The sequence below is a fragment of the Gryllotalpicola koreensis genome, assembly GCF_039538185.1.
GTDB lineage: Bacteria > Actinomycetota > Actinomycetes > Actinomycetales > Microbacteriaceae > Gryllotalpicola > Gryllotalpicola koreensis.
The window spans coordinates 35,767-51,056 of record NZ_BAABBW010000005.1; the positions used below are offsets into that span (position 1 = coordinate 35,767).

At 70.6% G+C, this 15,290-nt stretch carries 15 protein-coding genes; 3 read left to right on the top strand and 12 right to left on the bottom strand.

Annotation, left to right across the window (positions count from 1 at the left end):
• Positions 1-26 precede the first annotated feature (26 nt).
• The 3 genes from ABD708_RS14590 to ABD708_RS14600 are packed head-to-tail and all read right to left on the bottom strand — an operon-like array spanning position 27 to position 2,962.
• Entirely contained in the window at positions 27-1,178 is a 1,152-nt protein-coding gene (locus ABD708_RS14590) for an LLM class flavin-dependent oxidoreductase (protein WP_344755727.1), read from the bottom strand.
• 54 nt (positions 1,179-1,232) lie between these two features.
• On the bottom strand, positions 1,233-1,922 hold the full coding sequence (locus ABD708_RS14595) for a histidine phosphatase family protein (RefSeq protein ID WP_344755729.1): 690 nt from the start codon (positions 1,920-1,922) through the stop codon (positions 1,233-1,235).
• Complete coding sequence (locus tag ABD708_RS14600; protein WP_344755731.1) at positions 1,919-2,962, bottom strand: NAD-dependent epimerase/dehydratase family protein; 1,044 nt, start codon at positions 2,960-2,962, stop codon at positions 1,919-1,921. The genes ABD708_RS14595 and ABD708_RS14600 overlap by 4 nt, the downstream gene beginning before the upstream one ends.
• A gap of 29 nt (positions 2,963-2,991) precedes the next feature.
• On the opposite strand from ABD708_RS14600, the gene ABD708_RS14605 reads away from it, so the two are divergent.
• Positions 2,992-3,795, top strand: coding sequence for an alpha/beta fold hydrolase (locus ABD708_RS14605; protein WP_344755733.1), 804 nt, complete (start codon positions 2,992-2,994; stop codon positions 3,793-3,795).
• A gap of 99 nt (positions 3,796-3,894) precedes the next feature.
• On the opposite strand, the gene ABD708_RS14610 is transcribed toward ABD708_RS14605, so the two are convergent.
• Positions 3,895-4,944, bottom strand: a complete 1,050-nt coding sequence (locus ABD708_RS14610) for an aldo/keto reductase (RefSeq protein WP_344755735.1) — start codon at positions 4,942-4,944, stop codon at positions 3,895-3,897.
• 54 nt (positions 4,945-4,998) lie between these two features.
• Here ABD708_RS14610 and ABD708_RS14615 point away from each other — a divergent pair, with 54 nt between their 5' ends.
• Complete coding sequence (locus ABD708_RS14615) at positions 4,999-5,439, top strand: nitroreductase family deazaflavin-dependent oxidoreductase (RefSeq protein ID WP_344755737.1); 441 nt, start codon at positions 4,999-5,001, stop codon at positions 5,437-5,439.
• Here ABD708_RS14615 and ABD708_RS14620 read toward each other — a convergent pair.
• From ABD708_RS14620 to ABD708_RS14650, 7 genes are read right to left on the bottom strand one after another with little or no spacing between them, the layout of a single operon-like run.
• Positions 5,423-7,669, bottom strand: a complete 2,247-nt coding sequence (locus ABD708_RS14620; RefSeq protein WP_344755739.1) for a glycoside hydrolase family 3 C-terminal domain-containing protein — start codon at positions 7,667-7,669, stop codon at positions 5,423-5,425. The two genes, ABD708_RS14615 and ABD708_RS14620, sit on opposite strands and share 17 nt — an antisense overlap.
• 9 nt (positions 7,670-7,678) lie before the next feature.
• A complete protein-coding gene (locus tag ABD708_RS14625) occupies positions 7,679-8,413 on the bottom strand; it encodes an HAD family hydrolase (RefSeq protein ID WP_344755741.1) in 735 nt (244 codons plus the stop codon).
• Between the two features lie 23 nt (positions 8,414-8,436).
• The gene (gene add, locus ABD708_RS14630; protein ID WP_344755743.1) at positions 8,437-9,450 is read right to left on the bottom strand and encodes an adenosine deaminase; all 1,014 of its coding nucleotides are present in this window, start codon (positions 9,448-9,450) and stop codon (positions 8,437-8,439) included.
• Complete coding sequence (locus ABD708_RS14635) at positions 9,414-10,238, bottom strand: ABC transporter permease (RefSeq protein ID WP_344755745.1); 825 nt, start codon at positions 10,236-10,238, stop codon at positions 9,414-9,416. Before ABD708_RS14635 ends, add begins: the two co-directional genes overlap by 37 nt.
• Entirely contained in the window at positions 10,235-11,098 is an 864-nt protein-coding gene (locus ABD708_RS14640; protein WP_344755747.1) for an ABC transporter permease, read from the bottom strand. The genes ABD708_RS14635 and ABD708_RS14640 overlap by 4 nt, the downstream gene beginning before the upstream one ends.
• Positions 11,091-11,927, bottom strand: coding sequence for an ABC transporter ATP-binding protein (locus tag ABD708_RS14645; protein ID WP_344755749.1), 837 nt, complete (start codon positions 11,925-11,927; stop codon positions 11,091-11,093). The genes ABD708_RS14640 and ABD708_RS14645 overlap by 8 nt, the downstream gene beginning before the upstream one ends.
• A 10-nt stretch (positions 11,928-11,937) precedes the next feature.
• Positions 11,938-13,053, bottom strand: a complete 1,116-nt coding sequence (locus ABD708_RS14650; protein ID WP_344755751.1) for an ABC transporter substrate-binding protein — start codon at positions 13,051-13,053, stop codon at positions 11,938-11,940.
• A gap of 146 nt (positions 13,054-13,199) precedes the next feature.
• Here ABD708_RS14650 and ABD708_RS14655 point away from each other — a divergent pair, with 146 nt between their 5' ends.
• Positions 13,200-14,600, top strand: a complete 1,401-nt coding sequence (locus ABD708_RS14655) for an NtaA/DmoA family FMN-dependent monooxygenase (RefSeq protein WP_344755753.1) — start codon at positions 13,200-13,202, stop codon at positions 14,598-14,600.
• On the opposite strand, the gene ABD708_RS14660 is transcribed toward ABD708_RS14655, so the two are convergent.
• The gene (locus ABD708_RS14660) at positions 14,554-15,273 is read right to left on the bottom strand and encodes an HAD family hydrolase (protein WP_344755755.1); all 720 of its coding nucleotides are present in this window, start codon (positions 15,271-15,273) and stop codon (positions 14,554-14,556) included. The genes ABD708_RS14655 and ABD708_RS14660 overlap by 47 nt on opposite strands.
• Positions 15,274-15,290: the final 17 nt, after the last annotated feature.

Sequence of the window (15,290 nt, forward strand, 5' to 3'; positions counted from 1 at the left end):
TGCGCCCCTCGCGGCGTCGGGTGCCGTCAGCCCGGGGCGTACACGCTGAGCGGATGCCTGAGGCCGAGGTGCTCCCGCAGGGTGCGCCCCGCGTATTCGGAGCGCACCACCCCGCGCGCCTGCAGCTCGGGCACCACGAGCTCGGCGAAGGCCTCGAGCTGCTGGGGCATCCACGCCGAGAGGATCTGGAAGCCGTCGACGGCGCCCGAGCCGAACCACTGCTCGAGGCGGGCGGCGACGCCCCGCCCGTCGCCGATGAGCAGGCCCGGCAGACGGACCCGGCTGCCCGGTACGACCAGGTGGAGCAGCTCGTCGGCGAGCCGCTGCGCGGCCTCCGCGGTCTCGGCGACCACGGGCAGCACGGGGATGACGAGCCGGGGCAGATCCGACTCGTCGCGGCCCGCGGCGAGCGCCGCCGCCCGCAGCCCGGACCGGTAGTCGAACGCCTCCGCCGCGCCGTCGAAGTCGGCGATCGCGACATTGCCGCGCGTCGCCACCAGCTCGTGCGCGCGCGGCGAGGTGCCCGTGTGCGTGAGAGGCACGGCGCCCTGCACCGGCCGCAGCGCGTTCAGCGGGCCGGCGGTCTGCACGAAGCGGCCCACGTAGTCGCTCGGGTGCAGGCCGCTCGGGTCGACGAGGCGCCCCGCCGCGGCATCCGTCACAAACGCATCGTCGTCCCAGCTGTCCCAGAGCAGCCGCAGCGCGTCGACGAACTCGGCCGCGCGGTCGTACGCGTTCAGGCGGTCCCACTCGACGTCCTTGCCGTAGTTCGCGGCGGCGGGGGCGTTCGCACCGACATGCAGATTGAGGCCCAGCCGGCCACCTGAGAGCAGGTCGATCGACGCGGTCTGCCGCGCGACCGTGTACACCTCGCTGTAGGTGGTGTTGATGCTCGTGAGGAGTCCGATGCGGCGGGTGGATGCCGCGAGGTACGCCACCGCGCTCAGCGGGTCGACCCGCGCCAGCAGGTGCGGCGAGCTCGCCTCGAGCTCGGGCCCCGTCGACAGCCAGTCGCCGAAGTAGAGGTAGTCGAAGCCCGCCTTCTCAGCGATCTTCGCGGCTCTGACGAGCACCTGCGGCTCGCGGCGCGGGTCGCGCTCGGCCGCCGGCATGCGCCAGCCCGAGGGGAATGCGCCGAGGGCGCGGAACGCCGCACCGAGGATCATCTGCCCGCCCATGCTTCGACGCTAGGTCGGGACATCAGCGCCCCGCTCGCGTGTTACGACACAGTGTTACGACGCCGGGAACTGCAGCATGCCGGGCGGGGTGTTCCAGCGCACCACGACCGGCTGCGCGTGCTCGAAGCCGAGCACGCTGACCGTCGCCGTCGCGAGCGAGAACGCCTGCGCGTCGACCGGCCGCAGCCCGAGCCAGGCGGCCGCCATCGCCCGCAGGAAGTGCCCGTGCGCGAAGCAGATGACGTCCTGCCCGCCCCACATCGTGTCGAGCGCCCGGGCGATGACCCGCTTGGCGCGCAGCTGCACATCGGCGGCGGACTCCCCCGGCGTCGCACCGGCCGGCACCCCGTTGCGCCACAGGTTCCAGTTCGCGCCGCGCTGCTCGATGATCTGCGGCGTCGTGAGCCCCTCGTAGGCGCCGTAGTCGAACTCGGCGAGGTCCTCGTCGATCGCGACCTGGTCGCCGTAGCCCGCAAGCTCTGCCGTGCGGATCGCGCGGTGCCGCGGGCTCGACAGTACGAGGCCGAACGGATGCCCGTTCAGCACCTCCGCGATCGCCGCGGCCTCGGCCTCGCCCGCCGGCGTCAGCGGCAGGTCGGTGACGCTCGTGTGCCGGCCGGAGAGACTCCACTCGGTCTGGCCGTGCCGCACGAGCACCAGGCGCGCCTTGTTCGCTCCCCCGTGTTCGGAGAACGGCTCGCTGGGCGGCATCGAGCGCACGGTCAGACGGAGGCTCGGGGTCATATTCCAGATCTCTCAAGGCTGCGCAGCAGCAGGTAGGCGTCCTCGAGGCGGTAGTCGAGGAACGGGGCGAAGTACGGGTCGTCGTCGAAGCGGGCCGTGCGCCCGAGCTCGTGCTCGCGCAACAGCCAGTCGAGCTCGGCGCCGACGGTCGCGGCATAGCTCTGCCCCTGCCAGCCCAGCTCGCGCGCGGCGGTGAGGTCGAGCACGACGGGCGGGACGACGTCCCATGGGTGCGCGCCGTACTGCGGGTCGACGTCGTCGTCGGCGAGCTCATATTCGAAACGCTGCCCGACGTGCGCGGCGACGGTCTCGGCGATGGCGAGACCGCTCGGGGCATCCGTGTCGCCGACGTTCAGGATGCGCGCGCCGGGGTTTCTCGCCACGACCTCGACCAGCTCCGCGACGTTCGCCGCGGCCGTGGTCTGGTCGCCGCCGCGCCCGCCGTGCGCCAGCGCCAGCTGCTCGCGACCGTCGAGCGCGCGCTTCAGGAACACCCACTCGCGGGGCCGGGCAGCGCCCGCGCCGTGCACCCGCCCAGCGCGCAGCACCGTGACGGGCAGGCCGGAATCCAGCAGCGCGTTCTCGGCCGCGACGCGGTTCGCGGCGTAGCCGTCGCGCGTCGCCGGGTCGCCGCGGCCCGGCGCCACCGTGGGGTCGACCTCGCGGATCGGCAGGGGGAACACCGGCTTGGTCAGCGAGTTGCCGTGGTTGCCGAATTCGTCGACGTAGACCGCCTTGGTCGACAGCATGACCGCCGCGTCGGCGTCGACAAGAAAGGGCGCCACGGTCAGCGCATCGGATTCCGTGAAGCACAGGCAGTCGACGACCAGCTCGGCGCCGTCGCCGATCGCAGTGCGCAGGGCACGGGCATCCGTTCGCTCGCTCGTCACGAAGGTGAAGCCGGATGCCTCGGCGAGCTCGTCCGGCACGTGGGCGGCGCTGCGGCCGGTGGCCTCGATCTGCCAGCCCGCGGCGAGCAACCGGGCGGCGATGGCACGGCCGATCACTCCCGTCCCGCCGAGGACCACTGCGCGCGCCACGAGTATCAGGCTACCGGTACCGTTGTCGCGTGGATTCAGTGGAGAACCCCCTCGACGGCACTCGCATCAGCTATCGCGTCTTCGGCGAGGGGTCCCCGGGCGCCCCCGCTGTCGTGCTGGTGCACGGCACCGCGCTCACGCAGGCGATCTGGCGCGGCTTCGGCTGGGTGCGCGAGCTGCAGGCGAGCTTCAAGGTGATCACCCTCGACCTGCGCGGCCACGGGCGCAGCGACAAGCCGTATGACGAGGACTCGTACGACCAGGCGCTCTTCGTCGGGGACGTGCTCTCGGTGATGGAGGCGACCGGCGTCGAGAAGGCGCACTACATCGGCTACTCGCTCGGCGGCCGGGTCGGCTTCGAGATCGCCTACTCGCACCCGGGGCGGCTCGCCAGCCTCGTCACCCTGGGCGGCTCGCCGCGCACGGGCGGGCAGGGCATCTTCGACAAGACGTTCTTCCCCGGCGTCATCGACACGATCGTGGCGCGCGGTATGCAGGCCTTCGTCGACCGGTGGGCGGAGCATCTGGGGCATCCGCTCGACAACTCGACCGCGGTGGCACTGCTCGCCAACGATCCGAAGGCCCTCGCCGCGTACATGCGCAAGACCGAGGACGACCCCGGCGTGCCGACGCATGCGCTCTCGACGCTGCCCATGCCCCTGCTGATGGTCGCCGGCACCGAGGACCACATCAGGGTGCGGGCCGCCGCCCGCATGCAGTCGTACCGCCCGCAGACGCCCGTGCGCCTGCTCGACGGCGCAACCCACGGCCGCACGCCGCGCCACCCCGATGCGCTGCCGACGATCCGGGAGTGGCTCAGCGCGCAGCCCTGACCCCGCCCGCTGACTGTGCACACCAACTGTGCACACCGCCGACAACTGCACGCCGGACACGAAGCGCAGTTGTCGGGCGGGTGCCCAATTCGGGCGGAGCTAAACGTACTGGCTGATCAGCGACCAATCGGCCGGTGACAGGCGGTCGGTCGAGGTGTTGCGCTGGTGCCAGAACGGGTAGCGCAGATCGGGCAGGGTGAGCTGGTCGATCTGTGTGCGCTCGTCATCGCTGAGGACGAGGGATGCCGCCGCGAGGTTGTCACCGAGCTGCTCGTCGGTGCGGCCGGCGATGATCAGCGAGCTGATCTGCGGGCGGCCCAGCGTCCATGCGAGCGCCACCTGCGCCGCCGAGACGCCGTGGCCGTCGCCGATCTCGACCAGCAGGTCGATGAGCTTGTAGAGCAGGTCCTCGTCGTAGACCGGGGGCTCGGTCCAACCCTGGAAGCGGCGCGAGCCCTCGGGGGCGTCCTGCCCGCGGCGGTACTTGCCCGAGAGCAGGCCGCCGGCGAGGGGGCTCCAGACCAGAATCCCCAGTCCCTGATCGATTGCCGCCGGGATGACCTCGCCCTCGATGTCGCGGGTCTGCGGCGAGTAGTGCACCTGCGTCGCGACGGGCTTGGTGAAGCCGTGCTTCTCGGCGGTGAGCGTCGCCTTGACGGTCTGCCAGCCGGTGTAGTTCGAGATGCCGAGGTAGCGGACCTTGCCCGACTGCACGAGGTGGTCGAGAGCGGCCCAGGTCTCTTCGAGCGGGGTCTGGCCGTCCCATTCGTGCAGCTGGTAGAGGTCGATGTAGTCGGTGCCGAGGCGGCGCAGGCTGTCCTCTGCGCCCTTGATGATGTGGTGTCGCGACGCGCCCGCGTCGTTGGGGCCGTCTCCCATCGACATGCGCACCTTGGTGGCGACGATCCAGTCGTCGCGGCTGTCGCCGAGGGCCTCGCCGACGAGCTGTTCGGAGAGGCCGGCCGAGTACACGTCGGCGGTGTCGAGGATGTTGACGCCCGCGTCCTTCGCGAGTCCGAGCTGGCGCTTCACGTCGTCGACCTGGAGGTTGCCGACGGGCGTCGCCCAGCCGGTGCCGCCATAGCCCATCGTGCCGAGGGTGAGAGACGAGACGCGAAGTCCGGAGCTTCCGAGCTGCCTGTATTCCATGCTCCCGAGCCTACGCACGAATCGATTCGAGTGACTAGCGCTTAGGCTCGAGACATGCCACTTCAGGGAGAGTACGAACCGAGCGCCAGCGAGTGGGCGCGCACCCAGGCCGAGAAGTTCGAGGCGTCGCAGGGCGCCGAGGCGAACGAGCTGAAGGGCAAGCCGATCGTCGTCGTGACGAACGTCGGCGCGAAGTCGGGGAAGCTGCGCAAGACGCCGGTGATGCGGGTCGAGCACGAGGGCGAGTACGCCGTCGTCGCGTCCAAGGGCGGTGCGCCGCAGCATCCGACCTGGTACTGGAACCTCAAGAAGAACCCGCACGTCGAGCTGCAGGACGGCGCGCACCGCGGCGACTACGAGGCCCGCGAGCTCGAGCCAGGCGCCGAGCGGGATGCCTGGTGGCAGCGCGCCGTCGCGGCGTGGCCCGACTACGCGAACTACCAGACGAAGACCGACCGCCTGATCCCGGTCTTCCTGCTCACCCCTCGCGGCTAGCGGCCAGAGCCGCGTCGTACGCCGCGACCAGCTGCTGCGCCGCACCCGGCGGCGCGCTCGGCACCATCGTGAGCAGATGCCCCAGCGGAATGGCGGCGAACATCTTGCCCTCGTTCGTCGCCGGGTCGAGCTGGAAGGTGTGCGCGTCGGGCAGCTGCGCGATCGCGCCCTGCAGGATCTGCGAGCCCACCGGATCGGCGAACCACTCCGCGATCGACGAGAACGCCGTGAGCCGGAGGGCGGGGCCGCTGGCCGGAATCCGCACGTCGCCCGCGAGGCGCACGTCGCGACTCGACGCGCCGACCTGGATCGTGAACAGCCCTTCGTCGACGATCCAGCCGTGCCGCGCGATCGACCAGTAGGCGAAAGCCCGGGAATCCAGCTCCACGGTCACCGTCTCGGACTCCCCCGGCTCGAGGAATACCTTGCGGAATCCGACCAGCTCGTGCACCGGCCGGTCGGCCCGGCTGTGCCGGTCGCCGCGGTAGATCTGGGCGACCTCGGCACCCGCCGCTGCGCCGACGTTGCGCACCGTGAAGGTGACGGATGCCCCGGCATCCGTCACCGCAAGCGAAAGCCCCGAATACTCGAACTCCGTGTAGCTCAGCCCGTGCCCGAAAGGGTACGAGACCGGCAGCCCCCGGGTGTCGTAGTAGCGGTAGCCGACGTAGATGCGCTCGCCGTAGACGACCTGGCCCTCGCAGCCGGGGAAGTTGATGTAGGCCGAGGTGTCCTCGAGCTTCACCGGGATCGATTCGGTGAGCTTCCCGCTCGGGTTCGCGCGGCCGACCAGCAACTGCGCGAGCGCCGTGCCGCCCGCCTGCCCGAGCAGCCACCCCTCGAGAATGGCGCGGGCGCGGAACTCCCAGCTCTCCGTCTCGACGAGGCCGCCGTTCGAGAGCACGACGATGACCCGGCGGGTGACCGCCGAGACCGCCTCGAGCAGCGCCAGCTGGTTGTCAGGCAGCGCGATGGTGTCGCGGTCGAAGCCCTCGGACTCGTACGAGTCCGGCAGGCCGAGGAAGAGGACGGTCCAATCGGATTCCGTGGCGAGGGCGCGCGCTTCTCGCACGAGCCCGGCGTCGGCATCCGTATCGCCCTCGAAGGTGAAACCGGGTGCGAACCGCACGCGCGGCCCGAGGATGCCGGTGAGCGCGTCCAGCGCCGAGTCGACGCGCGTCGCCGGCACCTGCGAGCTGCCCGAGCCCTGGTAGCGGGGCGTGCGCGCGAACTCGCCGATGACGGCGATGCGGGTGGATCCCGTCTCGGGCAGCGGCAGGGCGCCGTTCTCGTTCTTGAGCAGCACCGGGCCCTCGAGCGCGGCGCGCAGCGCCACCTCATGCTGGGCGTCGAAGTCGATCTCGACGGGGCCGAGGCGAGAGGCATCCGCCCGGTCCGCGAGCTTCTGCAAGCGCGACACCACCCGGTCGAGCACGAACTCGGGCAGCTCGCCCGACTGCGCGGCCGCGATCACCCGCTCGTCGCCCGTGGCGGTCGGCATCTTGAGGTCGAGCCCCGCCTTGACCGCCTCGACGCGGTCGACGACGGCGCCCCAGTCGCTGACGACGACGCCGTCGAAGCCCCAGTCGTCGCGCAGCACGCGGGTCAGCAGCCACTCGTTCTGCGAGGCGTAGACGCCGTTGATGCGGTTGTACGAGCACATCACGGTGGCCGGCGCGGCATTCTTCACGACCCGCTCGAATGCCGGGAAGTAGATCTCGCGCAGCGTCCGCTCGTCGACCTCGGCCGAGACGTGCATGCGGTCGGTCTCCTGGTTGTTGGCGGCGAAGTGCTTCACCGACGCGCCAACGCCCTGCGACTGGATGCCCTCGACGAGCGCCTGCCCGAAGGCGCCCGCGACCAGCGGGTCCTCGCTGACGTACTCGAAGTTGCGCCCGCACAGCGGGCTGCGCTTGATGTTGATGCCGGGGCCGAGCACGATGTCGACGCCGAGCCCCCGCGCCTCGCGGCCGATCGCCTCGCCGACCTCGCGCTGCAGCGCCGGGTTCCACGACGAGCCGAGGCCGACGGCCGGCGGGAAGCAGGTCGCTTCTTTACGACTCTTCAGCCCGATGTCGCCCACGACGCGCATGCCGTGCGGCCCGTCGTTCATGGTGATGCGGCGGATGCCGGGCACGGGCTTCGTGCTCCAGAAATCCGCCCCGGAGGCGAGGGCCGCCTTCTGCTCGAGGCTCAGATCGGGAATGACTTCGTCGTCGGCGCGGGGCATGCCCTCACTCTACGATCGGGCCCACTCCAGGAACCAGGGATACAGCTCTTCGATATGCGGCGCGCGCACCGTGGGTGCGGCGTCCTCGGGCACCGGCATCCGGTCGATCAAGGCCGTGGCGGAACCCAGCACCGCGACGGGCGCGAGGTCGTTGACCCAGATGTCGCCGACCGACAGCAGCCGGTCGGCCGCGACCCCCTGCTCATCGAGGATGCGCCGCGCGATCGCGGGCAGCCCGGCCGGCTTGTTCGCGCTCGTGACCACCTCGTCGAACGAGCGCGCGAGCTCGAGCTTCTCCAACTGCTCGCGCAGCCCGCTCTCGGGCGAGTTCGACACGAGCACCCGGTGAACGGATGCCGGGAAGGCGGCCAGGAACGACGCGAAGCCCTCTGGCGCATGGGTCGAGATCAGCCCGTCGGCGAGGTCGGCGCGGCTCGCACGGTAGGCCGCGTCGATGTGCTCCGGCGTCACGCCGAGCAGCCGGGCCAGCTGCTGCGCCGCGTAGTAGCCGTCGATCGCCCCGTCGATCACGTGCAGGCCGAGGAACGCCGGGTCGGCATCCGTGAGTCCGTCGATCGCCTCGGGCAGCCGACCGTCGGCGGCCAGCCAGCGCGAGACGGTGCGCGTGATCAGCGCCGTGCTGCTGCCGGCCTCCTCGTCGAGATGGCGGGCGTAGGCGATGACGGGCTCATCGCCGAGGCTGACGGTGCCGTCGAAGTCGAAGAGCAGAACGCGGGACGTCACCCGGCCACCTTATCGAGCCGCCGTCACGCGGCGAGCCAGGCGGCCACGCCTGCGGCTCCCCGCTGCTTCACCTTCTGCGACGCTCCCGACGTCTCGATCGAGGTGAGCGCGCACGCCGCGAGCTGCTCGTCGCTGAGGCCGATTCCGGCACGGGCGGTCTCGTACTCGTCGAGCAGCCCCGGGCCGAACAGGATCGGGTCGTCGGCGTTGATCGAGCACCGCACGCCCGCCTTGAGCAGGGCGGGCAGCGGATGCTCCGCGAGCGACGCGGCGACGCCGAGCAGCACATTGGAGGTCGGGCACACGTCGAGCGGGACACCGCGCTGCGCGAGCAGCGCCACGACCGCGGGGTCCTCGATGGCGCGCACACCGTGCAGCACGCGGTCGGCCTCGCAGACCTCGACGGCCGCGCGCACCTCGTCGGGGCCGCACAGCTCGCCCGCGTGCGGGGTGACGAGCAGCCCGGCATCCGCCGCGATCCGGAACGCCGGCGCGAAGTCGGCCACCGGGTAGCCGCGCTCGTCGTTCGCGAGTCCGAGCGCGACGACGCCCTCGCCGGCGAACTCCGCGGCGAGCCGCGCGTCGTCGATCGCCTGCTCGAGCGGAAGCGTGCGGTCGATGCCGATGGCGAGCCCGACCTCGACGCCGTGCCGCTCGGCGGCGGCCCGAGCGACCTCAAGGTGGAAGCGCAGCGCCTCGCGGGCGGTGCCGAAGACGTCGGCATAGAAGTTCGGGACGACGGAGAGCTCGAGGTACACGGCCCCGTCGACCGCGCCGTCGGCGACGGTCTCGTCGATCAGGCGGGCGAGGTTCTCGGGCATGCTCAGCACCGCGAGCAGAGTGCGGTACGTGGTGCTGAAGATCGAGAAGTCGGTGAACGGCGGCACGACCCATTCGAGACCGTGCCGCTCGGTGAGCTCGGCGAGCGTCGCCGGGCGGATCGCCGCCTCGAGGTGCAGGTGCAGATGCGCCTTGGGAAGAGCCCGCAGCTCGCGCGCGCTCACCGGCTGCCAGCCCGGCCCGCGTCGGGACCCCACTCGGCGAGCACGATCGTCTCGACGATCGACGCGATGGTGTAGCCGAGGATCGACAGGCCGGTGACGAACACGACGATCGCCCAGATGCCGCCGTAGTCGAAGTGCGACTTCGCGGTGTTGATGCCGGCGCCGAGCCCCTCGAAGGTGAACAGCCACTCGTAGAGCATCGCGCCGGTGATCGCTCCGGGCACGGCGATGCGCAAGGACGCGAAGAAGTGCGGCAGGGCGTGCGGGAACGAGACCTTGCGCCATACCGTCCACGCGCCGCCCCCGTAGACGCGGATCACGTCGGTCTGCTGCGCGCTCACCGAGCGGTAGCCGAGGGTCAGGTTCACGAGCAGCGGGAAGAACACCACGACCGTGCCGACGAGCGATGCGGTGACGAGCCCGTTGCCGAACACGAGGTAGATGACGGGCGCCATCGCGAGCAGCGGCACGGTGCGCAGCAGCATCGCGATCGGCATGAACATGAACTCGACGACGGGCACGAGCGTGAACGCGACGGCGACCGCCATCGAGGCGAGCACGCCGATCACGAAGCCCCAGGCGGCGTGCCAGAGCGTCGTCCACATCCAGGTCACGAGCTGCGCGCGGTGCTGGGCGGCGGTCGTGGTCGTGGTCTGGTGCGCGCTGAACAGATACTCGAAGACCCCGAGCGGGGTCCGCGAGATCAGCGGGTTCGCGTGCAGCAGCACGAGCGCGAGCTGCCACAGCAGGCACAGGATGACGACGGATGCCACGACTGTGGCCACCGTGATGCCGATGCGCCTCAGCGCGTACGCGATCATCGCTGCTCCCCCGACGACCAGGGGCTCACGAGGCGGCCGACGAGCCCGATGACCCAGTAGGCGAGACCGGCGACGCCGCCTGAGATGAGCGCCAGGGTCCACAGGCTGATGGGATTGGCCGAGGCCTGCGCGGCGAGCAGCATGATGCCGAGGCCCTTGTCGACGCCGATGAGGAAGTACTCCCCCAGCACCGATCCCAGGAAGGCTGCGGGTGCGGCGATCTTGAGGGCCGCCATGATGCTCGGCAGCGCGGCGATGAGCCGCACCTTGACGAGTTGGGTGATGCGGCCGCCGCCGTAGGCGCTGATGACGTCGAGCTGGGTGGGGCTCGCCGCGCGCAGGCCGAGCAGCGAGCCGACGACGGTCGTGAAGATGACGCTGAGGGCGGCGAGGAAGATCGAGGTTGCGCGGCTGCCCGGGTGCGAGAGCAGCGTCACGATCGGCGCGATCGCTGTGATGGGGATGCAGGAGCAGACCACCGCGAGCTGGGTCGCGAGCCCGTCGAACCACGGCGCGACGAGCACCAGGAACGCGAGGAAGAAGGCGATCAGGTTGCCCCAGACGTAGCCCCATAGCGCCGCGCCGCCGGTGGCGGCGATCGCCGACCAGTAGACCGGGTCGACGAGCGCGCCGGCGAGGTGCTTCGCGACCTGCCACGGCGTGGGCACCGAGCCGGTGAGGTGGAAGAACGTCGCGGCGACGAGCCACCAGACGGCGATGATGACGACGATGCCGATGATCGCGCCGGCCCACGGCGGGATGCCGGCGATGGCGCCCAGCATGCTCCGGCGGGCGCTTCCCCGAGAGGTCTCGACGTCGAGGGCGATGCTGCCGCCGAGCTCGTGCTCGACGTCAGTCATCCGCACCCGCCACGCCGTGCGAGCCGAACAGGATCTCGGTGATGTGGTCGACGTAGGCGTGGAACTCGGGCGAGCGCATGATCTCCGGTGTGCGCGGGCGGGGCAGGTCGATCTCGACGAGCTCGGCGATCGCGCCGGGGCGCGGCGTCATGACCGCGACCACATCGGAGAGGAACACGGCCTCGCTGATGCCGTGCGTCACCATCAGCGTGGTGGCGGGCTTCTCGCCCCAGATGCGCTGCAGCTCGAGGTTCATGCGCTGGCGCGTCATGTCGTCGAGCGCGCCGAAAGGCTCGTCGAGCAGCATGATCGAGGGCTGCACCACGAGGCAGCGGGCGATCGACACGCGCTGCCGCATGCCGCCGGAGAGCTGCGCGGGCTTCGCGTGCTCGAAGCCCTTGAGGCCCACGAGCTCGATGAGGTCGTCGATGAGCCCGGGCGCCGGCGTGATGCCGGCGACCTCGAGCGGCAGCCGGATGTTCTTGGCGACGGTGCGCCACGGCAGCAGCGCCGCGTCCTGGAACGCGATGCCGATCTCGTGGCTGCGCTGCACCTCGGCGGACGACACACCGTTGATGGCGGTCGTGCCGCTCGAGGGCGATTCCAGGCCCGCCAGGATGCGCAGGATCGTGGACTTGCCGCATCCTGACGGGCCAAGGAGGGAGAGGAAGGAATCCTTCTTCGTCCCCAGCTCGATGTTCCCCAGGGCTGAGACGGTCTTCCGCCCCGAGGTGAAGGTCTTCGTCAGACCCTGGATGTTGATGCCGGTCGCGAGCGCGGGCGCCCCTGCGGGGTCCTGCGTCGCGATCATGGTCGTGCTGAGGGACATGCTGCCTAACTTAGGACGCGGCCGGAATGGTGAACGAGACCTTCAGCTCGGGGTTCTCCTTGTAGACCTCGTCGAGCAGCGAGAGGTCGAAGAGCTTGTCGGCGGTGAGCGTGGTGCCCATGACCCCGAGCGCCTTGATGTTCGCGTCGATGAGGTCCTGCGTCATCGTGAACAGGCCGTTGTCGTTGACGTCCTTGGTGAGGATCAGCGTGTTCTGCGCCGTGGCCTCGCTGGTCTGCTCGGTCTCGTCGAGCTTCTGGTCCTTGCCGTAGTCGGTGACGGCCTTGTTCGCCGAGCCGGCCGGGTCCTTCACGGCATCCGTCCATCCCTGGATCTCGGCCTTCAGGAACGCCTTGAGCAGGTCGCGCTTGCTGTCGATCGTGTCCTGCAGCACCGTGAAGGTCTCGGCGACGAATGGCAGCCCGTTGTCGGCGAGCTCGAGCAGCACCGGCGTGTAGCCGTCTTGCTTGGCGAGGATCGGCTCGTTGCTGACATAGGACATGTGGGCGTCGTACTTGCCGGCCTCCAGCGGCGCGATGTCGTACTGCGTCGCGACGAGCTCGACATCCTTGTCGGTGAGCCCATTGGCCTTGAGGAAGCCCTCGAAGATGGTCTGGTTGCCGCCGGACTGCACGCCGATGCGCTTGCCCTTCATCTCCGCGACCGTCTTGATCGGCGTCTTCTCGGCCAGCGACATGAGGCAGAACGGATTCTTCTGGTAAGTCGTGCCGATGATCTTGAGCGGCGCGCCCTGGGCGACGGCGGGGCCGGTGATCGACGGCGACGAGAGGCCGACGAGCGCCTGACCCGAGGTGACCGCCTCCTCAGCGGTGGTCTGGCCGCCACCGGCGAGCAGGTTCACGGCGGTGAATCCGGCGTCCTTGTAGTAGCCCTTGTCTGTTGCGAAGTACTCGCCCGCGAACTCGATGTTCTTGATCCACGACAGCTGGATGGCGATCGTGCCGTAGTCGGCCTTCTTCGAGCCGGTGCTCGAGCTGCTCGGCTTGGAGTCCGTCGAGCACGCGGCGAGGATGCTGGCGCCGGCGATGGCGAGGGCGCCCGTGCCGGAGATGCGCAGGAAGGAGCGCCGGTCGACGGCGGTCTTGCTGAAGGCGGAAAGGGGCATGGGGGCTCCCGTCGGGTTCGTGCTGTGGGCAGGAAGGTGATGCGTGATTGCGAAGCTAACCGCGCTGCGTTACGGCGCTGTATCGGACTCGTTGCGCTCTTCGCACACGGACCGTTCCGCCCCACCCGGCATGCTTCGATCGTCAGATGAAGACGATCCATCTCGGTGTGTTCGAGGTCGCAGGGCCCCAAGTCGGCGGAACCCTCAGCTGGCCGCACCCCCGCAGCAGCTCCGCCCGCTTCCACGATCTCGAGCACTGGGTGCACATCGCGAAGGTCCTCGACCGGGGCGGATTCGACTTCCTGTTCTTCGCCGACGGCTACGGCTACCCGTCGGTGAACGGCGACCTGCCCGAGACCGCCGCGCGCGGCGGCATCAACTTCCCGTCGCTCGACCCGGCCGTGCTGATTCCCGCGCTCGCACGCGAGACCACGGGCCTCGGCTTCGTCGTGACCTCGTCGACGGGCCTCGACCACCCGGTGCAGACGGCGCGCCGCTTCGCGAGCCTCGACCACTTCACCGGCGGCCGCGTCGGCTGGAACATCGTGACGGGCGCCTCGCAGAACACGATCGCCGAGCTGTTCGGCCACACGACGATGCAGGCGCACGACGCCCGCTACGACCAGGCCGACGAGTACCTCGACCTCGCCCTCAGGCTGTGGCAGGACTCGTGGGACGACGACGCCGTGCGGGCGGATGCCGCAGCCGGCGTCTACGCCGAGCGTGAGAAGCTGCACCGCGTCGAGTTCTCCGGCGAGCATTTCCGCTCGTCCGGCTACTTCACGGTCGACCCGTCGCCGCAGCGCGTGCCCGTGCTGTTCCAGGCGGGCACCTCGGGCCGCGGCCGGGTGTACGCGGCCCGGAACGCCGAGTGCGTCTTCGTGCAGGGCACGACGGTGGCCCAGACGGCGGCGAACGTCGCCGACATCCGCGCCCAGGCGGCCGCGCAGGGCCGCGACCCCGAGTCGATCCGCATCATGGTCGGCCTCACGGTCACGGTGCGGCCCACGCACGCCGAGGCCGAAGAATTGCGCGCCGAGTTCGACGCGATGCAGACCGACGAGACTGTCGCGACGCTCTACGCGGGCAACACGGGCATCGACCTGCTGGCCCTCGACCCGTCGCGGGACCTCACGCAGCTGCTCGACCGCGATGACCGCGGCCCCGTCGGGCAGATGGGCCAGAGCAACATCGACCGCTTCCTGCCGAAGGACGGTCGCCCCGCGCCGACCGTGCGCGAGATCCTCGACGACCTCAAGGGCAAGGGCACGCGCGGATTCCAGGTCTGGGGCGACCCCGTCGAGGTCGCCGACCAGCTCGAGCACTTGATGGACGAGGTCGACCTCGACGGCTTCCTCATCGAGCCGATCTTCGATCCCGCCGACCTCGAAGACGTCGCCGAGCTGCTCGTGCCCGAGCTGCGCCGGCGTGGGCGGATGCCGGCAGAGCCCGTCGCCGCCGCGACTCTGCGCGAGCGGCTGATCGGCTCGGAGGCCTACTTCAGGCCGCGCGCTCGAGCAGCAGAGTCAGTTCAGCCAGTGTCGTGATCTCGCGGTCGGGCACGGGCTGGTGGCGGCCGCGGGTCCAGTCGTTGCGGTTGATCCACACGCTGCCGATGCCCGCCGCCTGCGCGCCGGCGACGTCGTACTCGAGGCTGTCGCCGACGTGCCAGACCTGCGCGGGCTCGAGGTCGAGCGCCTCGAGCGCCGCCTCGAAGATGCGCACGTCGGGCTTCGCGGCCCCGACCTCGGCGGAGATGAGCAGCGCGTCGAAGGCATCCGTCAATCCCACCCGCTCGAGCTTGGCGCGCTGCACGCTGCTCGGCCCGTTGGTGACGAGCGCGAGCCGGATGCCTGCCGCCTGCGCCCCTGTGATCAGCGCGGCGACGTCCTCGTAGGCGCGGTAGGCCGCGATCTCGGCCTGCCACTGCGCCGCGGCGAGGAACTCGGCGGGGTCATCATCGAGGCCGTACTCCCCCAGCAGCCGGCGCCAGATCGCGAGCCCGAGCTCCGGTGCGCCGACGCCGCCCAGCGTCCAGCCCGTGGCGTGCAGCTCGAACACCTCGGCTTCGAAGGCGAGCGTGCGCTCGGCGACCTCGGCCGCGTCGAGTCCGTGCAGCCGGGCGACCTGGGCGGAGGCGGCGTGCACCCCGGCCTCGAGCGCGCCCGTCCAGTCGACGAGCGTTCCGTCGAAGTCGAGCAGGAGTGCCTCGGGCGTCATGCGGGAAGGCTAACCCC